We start from the raw sequence: 16,881 nt of genomic DNA, 5'->3' as shown, positions 1-16,881 counted from the left end.
GGCCGCTCAACGGCCGCCTTCCACGACCACGCTCATGCCGGGCCGCGCGCCTGCAATGGGCTGCTGCGGCCGCGCGCGGACCTCGAAGGTGCGCGCATCGAAGCCTTGGCCGGCGCGCGTGGCGCGCCAGGTGGCGAAGTCGGGCAGCACACCCAGGTAGTAGACCTCGAAGCCGGCCTCGCGGTTGTCCAGGCCCGGCAGGCGGCCGGTGAAGCGGCTGCCCTGGGCAAAGCGTGCAAGCTGGTCCTCGCGCACATTGAGCACCACCCACTGGTCGGCCAAATCCACCACGGTGACCACGGCCACGCCCTGCGGGGACAGCTCGCCCTGGCGGGCCAGCACCTGGACCACCTCGCCGCCCACGGGGCTGCGCAGCTCGGTCTCGGCACGCGCGGCCTCCACCTCGGCGACCACGCCCTGCACCTGGCGTGCCTGGGCCTGGGCGGCACTGCGATCCTCCTGGCGCGCGCCCGAAGCCGCCATTTCATACTGCGCACGCGCGGCCAGCGCCTGGTCGCGCGAGGCGCGCCAGTTGGCATCGGCTTCATCGCGCTTCTGGGCCGCAACCAGCCCCTGGTCGAACAGGCTTTGCACGCGGCGCAGCGAGGTCTGGGCCAGGTCGGCGGCCGTCTGGGCGCGCTGCCAGTTCAGGCGCGCCATCTGCACTTCCTGCGGGCGGGCGCCGGCCTGCGCCTTGTCGGCCTGGGCCTGGGCGGCATCGCGGGCGGCCTCGGCCTGGGCCAGCTTGGCGCGCACCTCGGGGCTGTCCATCTCCACCAGCAGATCGCCGGGCTGGATCTTCTGGCCTTCGGTGACCCGCACCTTGGCGATGCGCGCCGTGACCTTGGGCGCGATGTCGGTCTCGCGTGCCTCCATCTGGCCCTGGAAATACAGGGGGGCGGGCTGCGCCGCACGCCAAAAGCCCCAGGCCACGAGCAGCAGCACGGCCAGCACGATGGCCAGGGCCAGCCAGGGGCGCCTGCGCCCCGGCGGCACGGGCGCGGGGCCGGGTGCTTCGGGGGCGCTGCGGGGATGGTCGGGCGTGGCTGTGCTCATGGTGCGTCGGGTGGGATCTGTATGTCGGCCTGGGCCATGAATCGGTCGAATTCCTCGCTCTGGCCCGTGCTCTCCAGCAGTGCGGCCAGGGCCTGCACATACTGGTTGGCCAGTTCGGCGCGCTGGGTCTGGACCTTGGCGAGATTGAGGCTGGCATCGATCAGGTCCAGCGTGGTGCTGGTGCCTTCCCGCAGGCCGGCCTCGCGCAGCCGCAGCAGCTCACGCGCAAGATCCTCCTGGGCCTGCTGGGCCTGGTACTGGCGGCGTGCCTGCTCCACGCCCAGCCAGTTCTTCTCGACCAGTAGCGCGATGTCGCTGAGCGCCTGGGCCTCGGTCAGCTCGGCCTGCTCGATCTTGCGCTGCGAGGAGGCGGCCAGCGCATCGCGGTCGATGCTGTCCCACAGCGTCCAGCGCACGGCCACGCCAGCCACCCAGTTGGGCTTGCCGCTGGTGTTGACCTCGCGCGAACCGAAGGCCAGCAGCTGCGGCCGGCGCAGCGCCTCCTGCGCGTCGTGCAGGGACTCGGCCTGGCGCTTCTTGGCCTGCACCTTGTCCAGACCCGGATGGTGCGACTGGGCCGTGGCGACGAAGCCGTCCAGCGGCGGCAGAGGCCGGCTGCTGACGAACAGCGGCGTGCTGGGCAGCACCTGCCGCTGCGCCTTGACCGTGCGCGCCAGCGCCGCTGCGGCCAGGTCTGCGTCGTCGCGCGATTTGCGCGCCTGCTGCTCGGCGTCGGCCAGCGCGGCACGGGCCTGCAGGCGCTCCAGCCGGGAGATCACGCCCGCCTTGAGCATGCTTTGCGCCGCCGTGTCATGCACGCGCACGCCTTCAAGCGCACGCTCGCGCAGCCGTGCGGCCCGCTCGGCCAGCTGGGCGCCGAAGTAGCGCTGCACCAGCAGCGAATGCAGCGCGTGGCTGCTGCTGGCGGCATCGGCCAGGGCTTCGTCGGTGGCAGCGTCCAGGCCACTGCGCACCGCATCGGACAGGCCGCCCAGGTACAGCGGCCAGACCAGGGACAGGCTGGCCGAGGCATTCGTGCTCTTGCGCTGCAAGGCATAGGAGGTGGGCAGTTGCGGCAGCGAGGGAATGGCCGGCCCCACCGAGGGCGGCAGCTGGCCGAGGACGCCGTCCAGGGTGCGCCGCGCAGGATCGAGATCGATGTCGGCATTGGCCGAGTAGCGGTAGCCCAGGCCCGTGATGGCCACGGAAGGCCCGCCCAGCCCCTGCGTACCCTGGCGTCTGAGCCGCGCGCTTTCCACGGCCTTGGCCGAGGCGGCCAGCTGGTCGGAGCCCTGCAGCAGCGCCTGGCGGGCCTGCACGAAGCTCATCGCGGCGGCGGCCTGGGAGGCCGGAGCCTCCCCTGCAGCCTGGGCTGCCCCTGCGACCATGCCCAGCGCCGCCAGCCACGGCACAAGGCGCGCGGGCCGCGCAAGCAACGGAAAAAACATGGAAGCGCTCAATGGCATGAATGGGGGCGCCTTGCGTGGTTCACCGATGGTGGCGAAGCTTACACGGGCTTGCAGGCGGGCCCCCGTCGGACAAGGTCCTGTGCCTTGTGCCCCCGGCACTGTGCAGCAGGGCCGATTTGCGTGGCGTTCCATCCCATTTCTGTGCGCAGGTGCCGCGCCATGCCGCTACACTGGCGCCTGCCTGCGCGAGCATGTCCTGGCGGACCTGTCCGCAGGCCTTTTTTTTCTGCCCGGCATCGGCCCGATGCCCCGACTGACCACCATGTCCACCGTCTTCAACTTCACCTTCGTCCCCTGGTTCCGGTCCGTGGCTCCCTATATCCACAAGTTCCGACACCAGACCTTTGTGGTGGGACTGACGGGCGAGGCCATCGCATCGGGCAAGCTCAGCTCCATCGTCCAGGACCTGGCCATGATCCAGGCCATGGGCGTGAAGATCGTGCTGGTCCATGGCTTCCGTCCCCAGGTCAACGAACAGCTTGCCGCCAAGGGCCATGAGGCCCAGTACTCGCGCGGCGTGCGCATCACCGACTCCGTGGCGCTGGACTGCGCCCAGGAAGCCGCTGGCCAGCTGCGCTACGAGATCGAGGCCGCCTTCAGCCAGGGCCTGCCCAATACGCCCATGGCCGGCGCGCGGGTGCGGGTGATCTCGGGCAACTTCCTCACGGCGCGGCCCGTGGGCATCGTGGACGGCGTGGATTTCAAGCATTCGGGCCTGGTGCGCAAGGTCGATGTGAGCGGCATCCGCAGCGCCCTGGACATGGATGCCATGGTGCTGATGTCGCCCTTCGGCTTCTCGCCCACCGGCGAGGCCTTCAACCTGAGCATGGAAGAGGTGGCCACGCGCGTGGCCATCGAGCTGAAGGCCGACAAGCTGATCTTCATGACCGAGGTGCCGGGCATCCGCATGGACCCCACGGGCCCGGCCGACGAGACCAACCCCATCGACACCGAGCTGCCGCTGGCCACGGCCCGCCGCATGCTGGCCGAGCTGCCCACGCCCGAGCAGCCCACGGACACGGGCTTTTACCTGCAGCACTGCGTGCATGCCTGCGAGCACGGCGTGGAGCGCAGCCACATCCTGCCCTTCGCCATCGACGGCGCCCTGCTGCTGGAGATCTATGTGCACGACGGCATCGGCACCATGATCATCGACGAGAAGCTGGAAGAGCTGCGCGAGGCCACGCCCGACGACGTGGCCGGCATCATCCAGCTGATCGAGCCCTTCGAGAAGGACGGCACCCTGGTCAAGCGCAGCCGCACCGAGATCGAGCGCGACATCGCCCACTACACCATCATCGAACACGATGGCGTGATCTTCGGCTGCGCCGCGCTCTACCCCTACCCCAGCGCCCGGACCGCCGAGATGGCGGCCGTCACCGTCTCGCCCAAGAGCCAGGGCACGGGCGATGGCGAGAAGCTGCTCAAGCGCATAGAGCAGCGCGCCAAGGCCCAGGGCCTGGACAGCCTGTTCGTGCTGACCACGCGCACCATGCACTGGTTCATCAAGCGCGGCTTCCAGCCCGTGGACCCCGACTGGCTGCCCGAGGCGCGCAAGGCCAAGTACAACTGGGACCGCAAAAGTCAGGTCCTGGTCAAGAAGTTGTAACCCCCTGAGGCGCTGTGCGCCGTCCCCCTCACGAGGGGGGCATACGGGCGGCCGGCGACACCCTCGGTGCGGGGGCGGCGCGGCCGGCCCAGGCCCTTCCTCGGTGTCTCTCGTCTTCAGGCCGCGCCAATTTTTTGAAATCGCCCAAATCAAGCGACATGGTGCCGCAACTTAGCCTTGCACTGCTGCCTGCCAGCGTGCGGCCGCCTTGCCGGCCGCTGCCAGCGCCGCATCGCGCTGCGGCGCGTCGGCCGGGCATTCGGTGAGGTAGCCGGTCACCAGCAGCGGTGCGCTTTGCGGCGTGGGCCAGGCGATGACGGCATCGTTGGCCGTGCCGCGATCGCCGGTGCCCGTCTTTCCACCCACGCGCCAGCCGGCCGGCATGCCAGCGCGCAGGCGCTTGTCGCCCGTGCGGCTGGCCACCAGCCACTGCTGCAGCAGGGCGCGGCCATGGCCGTCCAGCACCGATCCCAGCAGCAGGCGCTGCATGCTTTGCACCATGGCCAGGGGCGTGGTGGTGTCGCGCTCGTCACCGGGCAGGCCTTCGTTGAGCTCGGGCTCCATGCGGTCCAGGCGCGTGGTCTCGTCGCCGCTGGCGCGCAGCCACTGCGTCAGCGCCTGCGGTCCGCCGCTGGCGTCCAGCAGCAGGTTGGCGGCGGTGTTGTCGCTGAGCACCACGGCGGCCTCGCACAGTTCGGAGATGGTCATGCCGCCGCCATCACCGGCACGCGGGCCGCTGGCCGGCGAGTAGGGAACCAGCCGGGAGCTGGCGTAGTGCACGCGGCGCGACAGGCGCTCATCGCCCTGCTGCACGCGGTCCAGCACCTGGGCGGCCAGCAGCAGCTTGAAGGTGCTGCACATGACAAAGCGCTCGTCGCCGCGGTGGTCCACGCTGGCGCCCGACTCCGCCTCCAGCACGGCCACGCCGAGCCGGCCGCCCACACTTTTCTCGATGCGCGCCAGCTCGGTCCTGAAGGCCTGGTCGGCAGCCCCCTGTTTTTTTGATGGCAGGGCGCAGCCCGCCAGCCCGGCCGCCATCCAGGCGGCAGCGCCGCCCGTCATCAGAAAATCACGTCTTTGCATTGTTTTTCCTTTTCAGTTGCAGATCGACAACCGCAACGATAGCGCCGCACCCAAGCTGCGACCAGCGTGAATAATTGGCAGCATCCCTTAGAAAAACTATTGGCTCCACCATGCAACTGCCCCTCAATGCCCTGCGCATGTTCGACGCGGCCGCGCGCCATCTCAACCTGACGCGGGCGGCCAACGAGCTGTGCGTGACCCAGGCCGCCGTCAGCCAGCACATCCGCAACCTGGAGGAGCGCCTGGGCAAGCCGCTGTTCCGGCGCCTGCCGCGCGGCCTGGCGCTGACCGACGAAGGCCATGCGCTGTGGCCTGCCGTGGCCGAGAGCTTTGCGCGCATAGAGCATTCGCTGCAGCAGGTGGCCGAACCGCGCCCGCGCGAGATCCTCACCGTGGGGGTGGTCGGCACCTTCGCCATCGGTTGGCTGATTCCCAGGCTGGGCCAGTTCCAGCAACAGCACCCCTACATCGACCTGCGACTGCTCACGCACAACAACCGCGTGGACCTGGCCGGCGAAGGGCTGGATGCGGCCGTGCGCTTCGGCGACGGCGCCTGGCAGGGCACGCGCGCCGAGCTGCTGCTGCGCGCGCCGCTGACGCCCATGTGCACCCCGGCCCTGGCCCAGCGCCTGCGCCAGCCGGCCGACCTGGCCGGGCAGACGCTGCTGCGCTCGTACCGCCTGCAGGAGTGGGAGAGCTGGTTTGCCACGCTGGACCAGAGCGCGCCGCTGGCGCGCGGGGCCATGTTCGATTCCTCGCTGACGCTGGCCGAGGCGGCGGCCCAGGGCGCGGGCGTGGCCCTGCTGCCGGCGCGCATGTTTCAGCACCTGCTGCAGCAGGGCCGGCTGGTGCGCCCCTTCGAGCAGGAGGTGGACACGGGCGCCTACTGGCTGACCCACCTGCGCTCGCGGGCACCCAGCGCGGCGCTCAAGACCTTCAGGCAATGGCTGCTGGCGCAGCTGCAATAGCCACGGACGCCCGCGGCAAGACCCGCAGGCCGCCTGACTTTGGCCCCGGCGCTATCATCTGCCGCTTTTGGCCCCTAGCCCCGTTCCCGCTCCATGACCCAGACCCTGCCGGTTCTCTACTCGTTTCGCCGCTGCCCCTACGCCATCCGCGCCCGCTTGGCGCTGGCCCATGCCGGCCTGGCCTGCGAGCTGCGCGAAATCAACCTGCGCAACAAGCCGCAGGCGCTGCTCGATGCCTCGCCCAAGGGCACGGTGCCCGTGCTGGTGCTGGAGGACGGCCGCGTGATCGAGCAGAGCCTGGATGTCATGCTGCACGCGCTGCGCGCCAATGACCCGGATGGCTGGCTGGCACCGACCAGCGGTTCGCTGCCGGACATGCTGGCGCTGATCGAGCGCAACGACGGCTTTTTCAAGCACGCCCTGGACCGCTGCAAGTACCCCGAACGCTATACGGCCGAAGAGGTCAACCACGCCCAGGCCGATGCCCTGACCTGGCTGGCCGAGCTGGACGACCAGCTGGAGGCCACCGGCTACCTGTTCGGCCAGAACCCCAGCCTGGCCGACATGGCGCTGCGCCCCTTCGTGCGCCAGTACGCGCGCATCGACGAGTCGCAATGGAACGAGCAGCCCTGGCCGCACCTGCAGGCCTGGCTGCAGCGCTGGATCGATTCGGCCCTTTTCGCCGAAGTGATGGAAACCTACCCGGGCTGGGTGCCCGGCACGCGCGGCCCGGTCTTTGCCGCCGGCGGCGTGGGCAGCGACTGACGCCTGCCCGCCCCGTTTGCCCTGCCCCGGGTCGGCAGGGGCTGCGCAAGGCAGGCAAAGCTGGCACAGTGGCAGGCTGTTGCCAACCGCATGAGCCTTCGCCGACATGACCCTCGCCACCCTGCTCGTCTTCTCCCTGGTCGCGCTGATCGCGATCATCACCCCCGGCCCCACCGTGCTTCTGGCCCTGGCCAATGGCTCGCGCCACGGCGTGCGCCGCGCCCTGCCCGGCATGCTGGGCGCCGTGCTGTCGGACTTCGTGCTGGTCGGCGCGGTCGCGCTAGGCCTGGGCGCGCTGCTGGCGGCCTCGGAGTTCTGGTTCTCGGTGGTCAAGTGGGCGGGAGCGGCCTACCTGGCCTGGCTGGGCCTGCGCATGCTGCGCAGCCAGGGCGGATCGCTGTCGGCACCCCAGGGTGACGGCAAGGCAGAGGCCGGCGCCGACGGCTACAGCGCCCGTACCGTGCTGTTCAAATCGTTCCTGGTCGCCGTGACCAATCCCAAGGGCTACCTGTTCTGCTCGGCCCTGCTGCCCCAGTTCATCGACCCGGCGGCCGCCCAGGCGCCGCAGTACATCGCCATTGCGCTGGTGTTCGCGCTCATCGATTTCCTGGTGATGCTGGCCTATGCCTTCGCCGGATCACGCGCCGCGCGGCTGCTGCGCGGGCGGGCCGTGATGTGGCTGGACCGCCTGTGCGGCGGCATGCTGCTGGCGCTGGCAGGCTCGCTGGCCTTCTACCGCCGCGCGTCGAACTAGGCGCGCGGCCCAAGAGCCGCGCCTCCCCCACTGCGTCAGCGCGTCGTCCCCATGACGTCGTCCAGCTGCAGCACGGCCGCCGCGTTGGCCGTGGTGGTGGCCAGCGTGTCGATGGCGCCGGTGCGCAGGGCGCCCAGGATGGCCGTGACCTTGCTGGATTCGGCCGCCACCGCGATGACGTTGGGTATGCGCAGCAGGTCCTCGCGGCTCAGGCCGATGACGCGGTCCTGCATGGGGGTGGCGGCCGGCTGGCCGTGGATGTCGATGAAGTCGTAGCCCATCATGTCGCCCACCGTGCCCGCGCGCCGGGCGTCCGAGATCTCCTGCGCTGAAAACCAGCCCATGCGGGCCATGTTGCTGTCCACGCTGACATCGCCCACGCCGATGAGGGCGATGTCGGCGCGGCGCGCCTTGTCCAGGGTGTGCCTGACGGTGTCGTTGTCCAGCAGCGCCTTGCGCAGTTGCGGATCGCCCACCAGGGCCGGCGCATAGAGCGATTCGGACTTGCCGCCAAAGCGCGCGGCCAAGCGGCGTGCGATGTGGTCGGCGTTCATCGCCTCCCCGCCACGGTAGGAGCCGCCGATGGCGCTGACGAAGTGGCATTCCCGCCGTGTGGCGGACAGGGCGTGCTCGGAGACCGAGGACACGTTGCGCCCCATGCCCACGGCCACGATGGAGCCATCGACCAGGATGCGCTCCAGCTCGCTGGCCACCAGGCCTGCCAGCAGTTCGCGCTGCCGGTCGGCATCCTTGTGGTCCACCGCGATCAGCGCGCGCTTGATGTGAAAGCGCTCGGTCAGCTGCCGCTCCAAGTCGGCGGACACCAGCGAATGCGGCCGCACGCGGATCTCGACGATGCCCTCTTCCTGCGCGCGGCGCAGCAGCCGCCCGACGGTGGCGCGCGAGATGCCGAACTCCTTGGACAGTTGGTCCTGCGTGCATCCATCGACGTAGTACAGGGTCGCCAGTCGCGTCAGGTCGCTTTCAGTCAAGGGTGCCTCCAAGGGTGCCGGGAAAGGCGCGCAGTGTAGCGCCGCTCACCGGGCCTCGCCAGCGTGGGGCAGCAGCAGGACCTTGACCGAGTCCATGGAATCGGCCACCCGGATGGCGCTCTCCCAGTCCGACAGCGCATAGCGGTGGGTGACGATGCCCTCGGAGGTGACCAGCCCGCGCGCCAGCAGGTCGATGGCGATGGGGTAGCAATGGGCGCTGAGGTGGGCGCCGCGCAGGTCCAGCTCCTTTTCCTCGCCGATGATGGACCAGTCCACCGTGGTCTCGCGCCCGAAGACGCTGAACTCCACGAAGCGGCCGAGCTTGCGCACCAGGTCCAGCCCCTGCGTCACGCCCGAGGGCGCGCCCGTGGTCTCTATGTACACATCGCAGCCATAGCCGTCGGTCAGTGCGTGCACGATGGCGCGGGCATCCTCGCGTGCGGGGTTGATGGTCACGTCGGCGCCGCAGCGGCGTGCCAGCGCCAGGCGCTGGTCCGACAGGTCCATGACCACCAGCCGGCGCGGCGTCTTCAGGCGCGCCACCTGGGCCATGAGCAGGCCCAGCGTGCCCGCGCCGGCGATGACCACCACATCATCGAGCTGGATGTCGCCGCGGTTGACGGCATGGATGGCGCAGGACAGCGGCTCGGTGATGGCCGCATCCTCGAAGTCCACGCTCTCGGGAATCCGGTGCACCACGGCGCGGGCGGACAGGCGCATGTACTCGGCCATGCCGCCATCGGCCACCTGGCCCTGGAAGCCGTAGACATCGTGCACCTCGCACATCCAGCGAAAGCCGGTCCTGCAATAGCGGCAGGCATGGCAGGGCACGATCTGCTCGGCGATCACCCGGTCACCCAGCTGCACGCCGTGGTGCTCCTGGGCACCCTCGCCCACCTCCACCACATGGCCCCAGAACTCGTGGCCCGCGATCACTGGAGGGCGCACATAGGCGGGGCGGCCTTTTTCCGGATCTCCCCAGAAGCGCGGCGCGCCAGCCCAGCATTTGCAGTCGCCCGCGCAAATGCCGCAGGAAGCCACGCGGATGACCAGCTCGCGCGGCCCGGCCTGCGGACGCGCGACGCGTTCGAGCCGGTAATCCCTGGGGCCGTGGCAGACCACGGCCAGCATGTTCGTATCGGCGGCGTCAGGCAGGGTGTTTTGCATGGAACTCTCCCGGGTTGCAGATGGTGGACAGGACGTGGGCGCAGCGCTTCATGCCCTGCGACGTGAACTGTCGAGCAGCACGGCGCCGACGATGATCACGCCCTTGATCAGCTGCTGGTAGTACGAGGACACGCCCAGCAGGTTCAGCCCGTTGTTGATCACGCCGATGAGCAGGGCGCCGACGACCGTGCCGCCCAGGCTGCCCGTGCCGCCCGACAAGCTGGTGCCGCCGATCACCACGGCCGCAATGGCGTCCAGCTCGTAGGACACGCCGGCCTGCGGCAGCGCTGCCGTGGTGCGCGATGCCAGCAAAATGCCGGCCAGCCCCGCGAGCAGGCCGCTGACCACATAGACCAGCAGCACGATGGCGCGGGTGTTGATGCCGCTGGTCTTGGCGCTGCGCAGGTTGCCGCCCACGGCGTAGATGTAGCGGCCATACACGGTGTAGCGCAGCACGAAGGCGAACACCGCGACGGCAACGGCAAAGATCACGATGGGCATGGGCACGGGGCCCAGCTGGCCGGCGCCGATGGCAAGAAAGCCGTCGGGCAGCTCGGACACCGGCATGCCGTCGTTGTAGATGTAGGTCAGGCCGCGCGCCGCACTGAGCATGCCCAGCGTGGCCACGAAGGGCGGCACCGCGAACCAGGCCACCAGCAGGCCGTTGACGCCGCCCAGCAGCATGCCCACGCCCAGCCCGGCGCCCACGCTCACCGCCAGCCCCTGGCCATCGGCCGCCAGCCAGGCGCCCACCATGCCGGCCAGCGCCAGGATGGCGCCCACCGACAGGTCGATGCCCGCCGTCAGCACCACGCACGTCATGCCGATGGCCAGGATGCCGTTGATGGAGGTCTGGCGCAGGATGTCGGCCCAGTTGCCCCAGGTCATGAAATGGGGGTTGGCCAACGCCAGCGCCACGCACAGTGCAACCAGCGCGATGACCACGCCGTAGCGCTCGCGCAGGCTGCGCAGGTCCAGCGCGCGCCGCCCCAAGAGCGGCGGCGAAGATGCGGCTTGAAGATTCGTCATGGAGGACTCCCGCGTTGATGGAAGAAAGGCGTGGGGCCGGCAGGCCGCTCACTGGATGGAGTAGCCCCCGTCGATGACGATGTTCTCGCCCGTCAGCATGCCGGCGTGCGTACCGGCCAGGAACACGGCCAGCCGCGCCACCTCCTCGGGCTGCGCAAAGCGGCCCGTGGGGATGAGTGCCCGCATGGCCTCCCCCACCTGCCCGGCCCAGGCCTTGCGGCCCAGCGGCGTGTCCACCACCGTCGGCGAGATGGCGTTGACGGTGATGCCGTCGGACGCCCACTCCAGCGCCAGCACGCGCGTCAGCCCCACCAGGCCCGCCTTGCTGGCGCAATAGGCGGCATGGCGCCTGAGCGCGACCACGCTGGCCTGCGAGGCCAGGTTGATGATGCGTCCGTGGCGCTGGCGGCGCATGGCCGGTGCCACCGCCTGGGCCAGCAGCAGCGGCGCCGTGAGGTTGACGGCCAGCGTGCGCTCCCAGGCCACCTCGCTGATTTCGCCGGCGGGCTCCAGCAGCGCCACGCCGGCGCTGTTGACCAGAATGTCGATGCGGCCCGTGGCCTCCAGCACCGTGGCCACCGCCTGCTCCACGCCCGCAGGCCTGGTCACATCCACCGCCAGCGCCAGGTGGTGCCGGGGCTCCGCCAGGCTGGCAGCGGCCACGTCCAGCGCCTGCCGCTCCAGGTCCACCAGGACGACACGCGCACCGCCTTCGGCGAGCTGCCGGGCAATCGCCAGGCCGATGCCGCCCGCGCCGCCTGTGACCAGGGCCGTGCGGCCGTCGAAGTCCCGCTCCAGGCTGGCGGCGCTCATTTGCGCACCTTCTGCAAGAAGGCGTCGGCATTGGCAGGCACGATGGCGGTCCAGGGCACCTCGTAGGATTTGGCCGTGCCATCGCCCCAGGGCATGGCCTGGGCATACTCGCTCCATACCACCGAGCGCGGCCGGTAGGACGGGCCGACAAGGTGGCGCAGCAGCACATCCAGCGCGCCCTGCGCCTGGGCCTGGGCATCCTGGAAATTGGTGGTCATCTCGCCGCGCTTGACGGCCGTGATGGCGGCGGCCACGCCGTCCACGCCGACCACCGGGATGGTCTTGATATCGATGCCCTTGGTCTTGATGGCCTGCACCGCGCCCAGGGCCTCGTCGTCGTTCTGGGCGATCACGCCCTGGATCTGGCCCGGGAATGCGGTCAGCCAGTTCTCCATCAGGCCCATGGACTCGGCGCGCGACCAGTTGGCGGTCTTGCGCGCCAGCACCTTCACGTCCTTGTGGCGGGCCAGCACCTCGTCATTGCCGCGCGCCCGCTCGATCTGTGCCGACTGGCCTATGGGCCCCTCGATGACGACGATATTGCCCTTGCCGCCGATGGCCTTCATCAGCGCCTCGGCCTGCATGCGGCCGGCCACCACATCGTCATTGCCCACGTAGGAAGTCAGCACATCGCCCTGCACGCGCGTGTTGGAGCCCACCACGGGAATGCCGGCCTTCACCGCCTTCTGCACGGGCGCCGCGCCCGCCTTCAGGTCAATGGGCACGAAGAGGATGCCGTCGTACTTCTGCGTGATCATGGTGTCGAACTGGTTGCTCTGCGTCAGCGCGTCGTAGTTGCCGTCGAACACGGTGATCTGCACCGTGCCGTCCTTCACGGCCGGATGCGCCTTCAGCTCCTTGGTCCACATCTGCATGAACTCGCCCTTGAGCCCATAGACGGCCGCGCCTATGCGGTAGGGCTTGGCCGGTGCGGGCACTGGTACTGGTGCCGCCAGCGGTGCCGGAGCCTGGGCCCGGACCTGCGCTGCGGCCAGGAACAGCCCACCGGCAAGCGCGGCGGCAAGCACGGTGGTGAAGCGGAAAAACGGCATGGTCATGTCTCCTGTGTGTTGTGAAAGGCAAGGGGAAAAACGCTGCGCGGGCATTGCCCGGGCTCAGGAAGCGAGGTGCATCAGCGCCTCCTGCGTGATGCCGTGGCCGGCCACCACGCGGTCAAGCCGGCCTTTGCGGAAGACGGCAATGCGGTCGCTCAGCTCCAGCAGTTCCGGCGCCTCGGAGGACACCACCACCACGGCATGGCCCTGCGCGGCCAGCGAGGCCAGGAAGGCGTACACCTCGCGCTTGGCGCCTTCGTCGATGCCGCGCGTGGGCTCGTCGCACAGCAGGCAGACGGGGTTGGTGGCCATGCAGCGGGCCAGCACCACCTTCTGCTGGTTGCCGCCGCTCAGGCCCGAGACCGGCATGGCCGGGCTGGCCAGCTTCACGCGCAGGCGCTGCAGCAGGCCGCCCACCAGCACGCGCTCTGCCGCGCCATCCACCACCCCGGCGCGCTGCAGGCCCGGCAGTGCGGGCAAGCTGGTGTTGAAGCGCACCGAGGAGCTCATCACCAGCCCCGTGGCCTTGCGGTCCTCGGTCACCAGGGCCAGGCCCGCCTTGATCGACGCCGCCGGATTGCCGCGCGGCAGGGGCCGTCCGCCCAGGCTCGCCTGCCCCTGATCGGCGCGCGTGAGGCCGTACAGGCAGTTGAGGAATTCGCTGCGGCCCGATCCCATCAGTCCGTAGATGCCCAGCACCTCGCCGGGGGCGACGTCCAGACTGATGTCCTCGAACTCGCCCCGGCGCGTGAGCCCCTGCACCGACAGCAGCGGCTCGCCCGGCGCCGCAGCCCTGCGCTCGCTGGCGGCAGCGCGGACCTCCCGGCCCACGATGAGCTTCACCAGCTGCCGCCGGTCGATATCGGCCAGCGCGCCGGTCTGCACGAAGCCGCCATCGCGGAACACCGTGTAGCTGTCGGCAATGGTGAAGATCTCCGTCAGGCGGTGCGACACGTAGAGGATGCCGGCGCCCTGCGCGGTCACGCGGCGTATCGCATCGAAGAGGATGGCGGTCTCGCTTTCGCCAATGGCCGAGGTGGGCTCGTCCATGATGATCAGCTCGCTTTGCCGGCTCAGGGCCTTGGCGATCTCCACCAGTTGGGTCTGCGCCAGGCTCAGGCGGCCCATCTGCGCACGCGGATCGATATCGAAGCCCAGCTGCCTGAGCAGCGCATCCGCCTGCTCCAGCAGCGCGGCATGGCGGACCACCACGCCGGCACGCCGGGGCTCGCGGCCCAGGAAGATGTTCTCGGCCACGCTCATGCCCGGGATGGGCGACAGCTCCTGCGTGATGATGGACAGGCGGTGCGCCAGCGCTTCGTGCGGCTTGGCGAAATCCACCGGCCGGCCCTTGAGCAGTATCTCGCCGGCATCGCGCCGCAACAGGCCCATCACGATGTTCAGGAAGGTGGATTTGCCTGCGCCATTGCCGCCACACAGCGCGTGCACGCTGCCGGCATGCAGCTCAAGGCAGCCGTTGCGCAGCGCAGGCACGCCGCCGAAGCTCTTGGCCACCCCGCGAGCCTGCAGCAGTGCGGTGCCGGTGCCCATGGTCACGCGCCCTGCCCGCGCCCGGCCGCGGCGGCCTGCGAGCGTTCGAAGCCGGTGATGGCATCCACCTTCAGGGCCGAGCTGCCGCCATCGAAGCGCGATGCGAGGAAGCGGTCCACGATGGCCTTGGCCAGCTCCACCCCGATCACGCGCGAGCCCAGCGTGATGATCTGCGCGTCGTTGCTGCGGCTGGCGCGCTCGGCCGAATAGGTGTCATGCGCCTGCGCGGCGCGGATGCCTGCCACCTTGTTGGCGGCAATGGCCATGCCTATGCCCGTGCCGCACAGGAGAACGCCGCGCTCATGGCGGCCCTGGACGATGGCCTGCGCCACCGCGATGCCGATGTCGGGGTAGAGCACCGGCTCGCCGTCGTGCGTGCCGAAGTCGGCCACTTCGTGGCCCTGGGCCAGCAGATGCTGCTTCACGGCGTTCTTGAGGTCGCAGGCGGCTTCGTCGCAGCCGATGGCCAGCTTCATGGCATCCCCTTCATTACAAAAGACCATCACATGATCATTTGATCAATGTTTTATGAGAGTCTTCTCAATCGAAGAGCAGTTGTCAAACAACCATAGCTATGTGAGTCGGCAAGATGAATACGTAACCCGTTGAATTTTCTATAAAACTCATCAAATCCTATCGTTTTCCCTTGGCTATTGAATAGCCAAAAGGCATTGACACGCCAATTTCAACAAATCAAAAATGACCACGAAATGATCATATGAACAGTCTTCGGCACACCCGCCGGGACCGCAGCTGGAGGAGACAAAGGCATGACGACCAACCGCGTGATCAACGACCCCGACCGGGTGGTGGAGGACATGCTCCTGGGATGGATCGCCGCCCATGGCGACACCCTGCGCATCGACGCCGGCAGCCCCCGCGTCGTGCGCCTGCATGGCGCGCCACGCAGGGGCAAGGTGGGCATCGTGACGGGCGGCGGGTCGGGCCACGAACCAGCCTTTCTGGGCTATGTGGGCGCAGGCCTGTGCGACGCCGCCGCCGTGGGCGAGGTCTTCTCGTCCCCCACGGCCAGAAGCTTCTACGACGCCATGCGCGCAGCCGATGGCGGCGCAGGCGTGGCCTGCCTGTATGGCAACTACGCGGGCGACAACATGAACGTTGCCATGGCCGTGCAGATGGCCGCGGCCGAAGGCATGGCGGTCAGGACCGTGGTGGCCAACGACGACGTCCCTTCAGCCGCTCGGGGCGACGAGGCCAGCCGCCGCGGCGTGGCCGGCGAGATCCTGATGTGGAAGGTGGCGGGCGCCCGGGCGGCCATGGGCGCCCGCCTCGACGAAGTGATCGCCCTCGCCCGGCACGCCATGGCCCGCACGCGCAGCATCGGCATCGGCCTGTCGGCATGCACCATTCCCGCCGTGGGCAAGGCCAACTTCCATATCGAGCGCGGCAGCATGGAGGTGGGCATAGGCCACCATGGCGAGCCCGGCATGTCCGTGCACCGCACGGCCACGGCGGCCGATATGGCCGAGCGCATGCTGGACACCCTGCTGCCCGACCTGCCCTTCGCCCCGGGCGACCGCGTGGCCGTGCTGCTGTCCGGCCTGGGCGCCACGCCGCTGATGGAGCAGTACATCCTCTATGGCGAGGTCGCCCGGCGCCTGCAAGAACGCGGCATGCAGGTGGCCTTCCGGCTGGTGGGCAATCTCTTCACGTCGCTGGAGATGATGGGCATCACGCTCACGCTGATGCAGCTGGACGACGAGCTGCTGGCCTGTCTCGAGGCACCTTGCCAGTCAGTCGCCCTGACCCTGGCCGGCGGGCTGCCGCCCCAGCCGCAGGATGCCATTCCAACGCCGCCCTCTGTTCCGGCAAGGACGCCGGCACAGGCCCAGGAACAAGCACAAACCGCCCGTCCCCAAGCCGCAAGGCGCACCAGCCAAGGGCCGGCCATCGCGCTTGATGGCGCGGGCAGCATCGTGCGTGAATTGATCACGGCCATCGTCAGCCACCGGGAGTTCCTGAGCGAGATCGACGGCCTGATCGGCGATGGCGATCACGGCATCAACATGGCCAAGGGCTTTTCCGGCTGCGGCGCACGGCTCGATGCCATGGACGCCAGCCAGGCAGCGCAACTGCCTGCGGCGCTGCAGCAGCTGTCCCAGGCCTTGATGGACGATATCGGCGGCTCCATGGGCCCGCTGTACGGCAGCTTCTTCCAAGGCTTCGCCGATGCTCTTGGGCCGGATCAGGAGATGGATGCCGCCCTGTTCGGCCAGGCGCTGACGCGGGCCGTCGCCGATGTGCAGGAGATGGGCAAGGCCCAGGTGGGCGACAAGACCCTCATTGACACGCTGGCCCCGGCCCTGCAGGCCTACCGGCAATCGCTGCAGGCCGGCGCCGGTTTCCGCGAGGCGCTGCAGGCCATGGAGGCCGCGGCCGAAGCAGGCAAGGAATCCACGCGCCACCTGCAGGCCCGTATCGGGCGCTCGGCCCGGCTGGGGCCGCGCTCCATTGGCGTGCTGGACGCGGGCGCCACGTCCTGCTGGCTGATTCTGAGCACCCTGGCGCAGTCGCTGCAGCGGCGACTGGCGCAAGCCTCAGCCTAGGGC

15 protein-coding genes are annotated in these 16,881 nt (G+C 69.5%); 5 read left to right on the top strand and 10 right to left on the bottom strand.

Annotated features, from left to right (window positions below):
* Positions 1 to 6 precede the first annotated feature (6 nt).
* Both LGR64_RS07600 and LGR64_RS07595 read right to left on the bottom strand, forming a co-directional pair.
* Positions 7 to 1,056 (bottom strand): HlyD family secretion protein, encoded by a 1,050-nt coding sequence (locus LGR64_RS07600; RefSeq protein ID WP_013801710.1) that lies wholly within the window; start codon positions 1,054 to 1,056, stop codon positions 7 to 9.
* Positions 1,053 to 2,504: a TolC family protein gene (locus tag LGR64_RS07595; protein WP_063325732.1), complete on the bottom strand. Its 1,452-nt coding sequence runs from the start codon at positions 2,502 to 2,504 to the stop codon at positions 1,053 to 1,055. The genes LGR64_RS07600 and LGR64_RS07595 overlap by 4 nt, the downstream gene beginning before the upstream one ends.
* A gap of 283 nt (positions 2,505 to 2,787) precedes the next feature.
* Here LGR64_RS07595 and argA point away from each other — a divergent pair, with 283 nt between their 5' ends.
* Positions 2,788 to 4,134, top strand: coding sequence for an amino-acid N-acetyltransferase (gene argA, locus LGR64_RS07590; RefSeq protein ID WP_012206372.1), 1,347 nt, complete (start codon positions 2,788 to 2,790; stop codon positions 4,132 to 4,134).
* A 171-nt stretch (positions 4,135 to 4,305) separates the two neighbouring features.
* Here argA and bla read toward each other — a convergent pair whose 3' ends face one another.
* Positions 4,306 to 5,217, bottom strand: a complete 912-nt coding sequence (gene bla / locus LGR64_RS07585; RefSeq protein WP_012206373.1) for a class A beta-lactamase — start codon at positions 5,215 to 5,217, stop codon at positions 4,306 to 4,308.
* A gap of 110 nt (positions 5,218 to 5,327) precedes the next feature.
* Between bla and LGR64_RS07580 the strand changes: the two genes are divergently transcribed.
* The 3 genes from LGR64_RS07580 to LGR64_RS07570 all read left to right on the top strand — a co-directional run bounded on the left by LGR64_RS07580 (position 5,328) and on the right by LGR64_RS07570 (position 7,704).
* Positions 5,328 to 6,185, top strand: coding sequence for a LysR family transcriptional regulator (locus LGR64_RS07580; protein ID WP_230355167.1), 858 nt, complete (start codon positions 5,328 to 5,330; stop codon positions 6,183 to 6,185).
* A 93-nt stretch (positions 6,186 to 6,278) separates the two neighbouring features.
* Entirely contained in the window at positions 6,279 to 6,950 is a 672-nt protein-coding gene (locus LGR64_RS07575) for a glutathione S-transferase (protein WP_013801706.1), read from the top strand.
* Positions 6,951 to 7,056: 106 nt separating this feature from the next.
* The gene (locus tag LGR64_RS07570) at positions 7,057 to 7,704 is read left to right on the top strand and encodes a LysE family translocator (protein WP_013801705.1); all 648 of its coding nucleotides are present in this window, start codon (positions 7,057 to 7,059) and stop codon (positions 7,702 to 7,704) included.
* A 35-nt stretch (positions 7,705 to 7,739) separates the two neighbouring features.
* On the opposite strand, the gene LGR64_RS07565 is transcribed toward LGR64_RS07570, so the two are convergent.
* From LGR64_RS07565 to rpiB, 7 genes are all read right to left on the bottom strand, one after another.
* A complete protein-coding gene (locus LGR64_RS07565) occupies positions 7,740 to 8,696 on the bottom strand; it encodes a sugar-binding transcriptional regulator (protein WP_012206377.1) in 957 nt (318 codons plus the stop codon).
* Between the two features lie 45 nt (positions 8,697 to 8,741).
* Positions 8,742 to 9,863, bottom strand: coding sequence for an alcohol dehydrogenase catalytic domain-containing protein (locus tag LGR64_RS07560; protein ID WP_034395413.1), 1,122 nt, complete (start codon positions 9,861 to 9,863; stop codon positions 8,742 to 8,744).
* Between the two features lie 48 nt (positions 9,864 to 9,911).
* Positions 9,912 to 10,892, bottom strand: coding sequence for an ABC transporter permease (locus LGR64_RS07555; RefSeq protein WP_141831249.1), 981 nt, complete (start codon positions 10,890 to 10,892; stop codon positions 9,912 to 9,914).
* Between the two features lie 48 nt (positions 10,893 to 10,940).
* Positions 10,941 to 11,705, bottom strand: coding sequence for a GolD/DthD family dehydrogenase (locus LGR64_RS07550; protein ID WP_141831247.1), 765 nt, complete (start codon positions 11,703 to 11,705; stop codon positions 10,941 to 10,943).
* On the bottom strand, positions 11,702 to 12,757 hold the full coding sequence (locus tag LGR64_RS07545) for a substrate-binding domain-containing protein (protein ID WP_141831245.1): 1,056 nt from the start codon (positions 12,755 to 12,757) through the stop codon (positions 11,702 to 11,704). The genes LGR64_RS07550 and LGR64_RS07545 overlap by 4 nt, the downstream gene beginning before the upstream one ends.
* 63 nt (positions 12,758 to 12,820) lie before the next feature.
* Positions 12,821 to 14,311, bottom strand: coding sequence for a sugar ABC transporter ATP-binding protein (locus LGR64_RS07540; protein ID WP_141831243.1), 1,491 nt, complete (start codon positions 14,309 to 14,311; stop codon positions 12,821 to 12,823).
* 2 nt (positions 14,312 to 14,313) lie between these two features.
* A complete protein-coding gene (gene rpiB, locus LGR64_RS07535) occupies positions 14,314 to 14,787 on the bottom strand; it encodes a ribose 5-phosphate isomerase B (protein ID WP_012206383.1) in 474 nt (157 codons plus the stop codon).
* 294 nt (positions 14,788 to 15,081) lie between these two features.
* Here rpiB and dhaL point away from each other — a divergent pair, with 294 nt between their 5' ends.
* Complete coding sequence (gene dhaL / locus LGR64_RS07530) at positions 15,082 to 16,878, top strand: dihydroxyacetone kinase subunit DhaL (RefSeq protein ID WP_141831241.1); 1,797 nt, start codon at positions 15,082 to 15,084, stop codon at positions 16,876 to 16,878.
* Positions 16,879 to 16,881 lie beyond the last annotated feature (3 nt).

Source organism: Delftia sp. Lp-1 (assembly GCF_020523835.1).
Lineage (GTDB): Bacteria > Pseudomonadota > Gammaproteobacteria > Burkholderiales > Burkholderiaceae_C > Comamonas > Comamonas acidovorans.
Note: the sequence above shows the minus strand (reverse complement) of the source record. Positions and strands in the feature narration are given on the sequence as shown.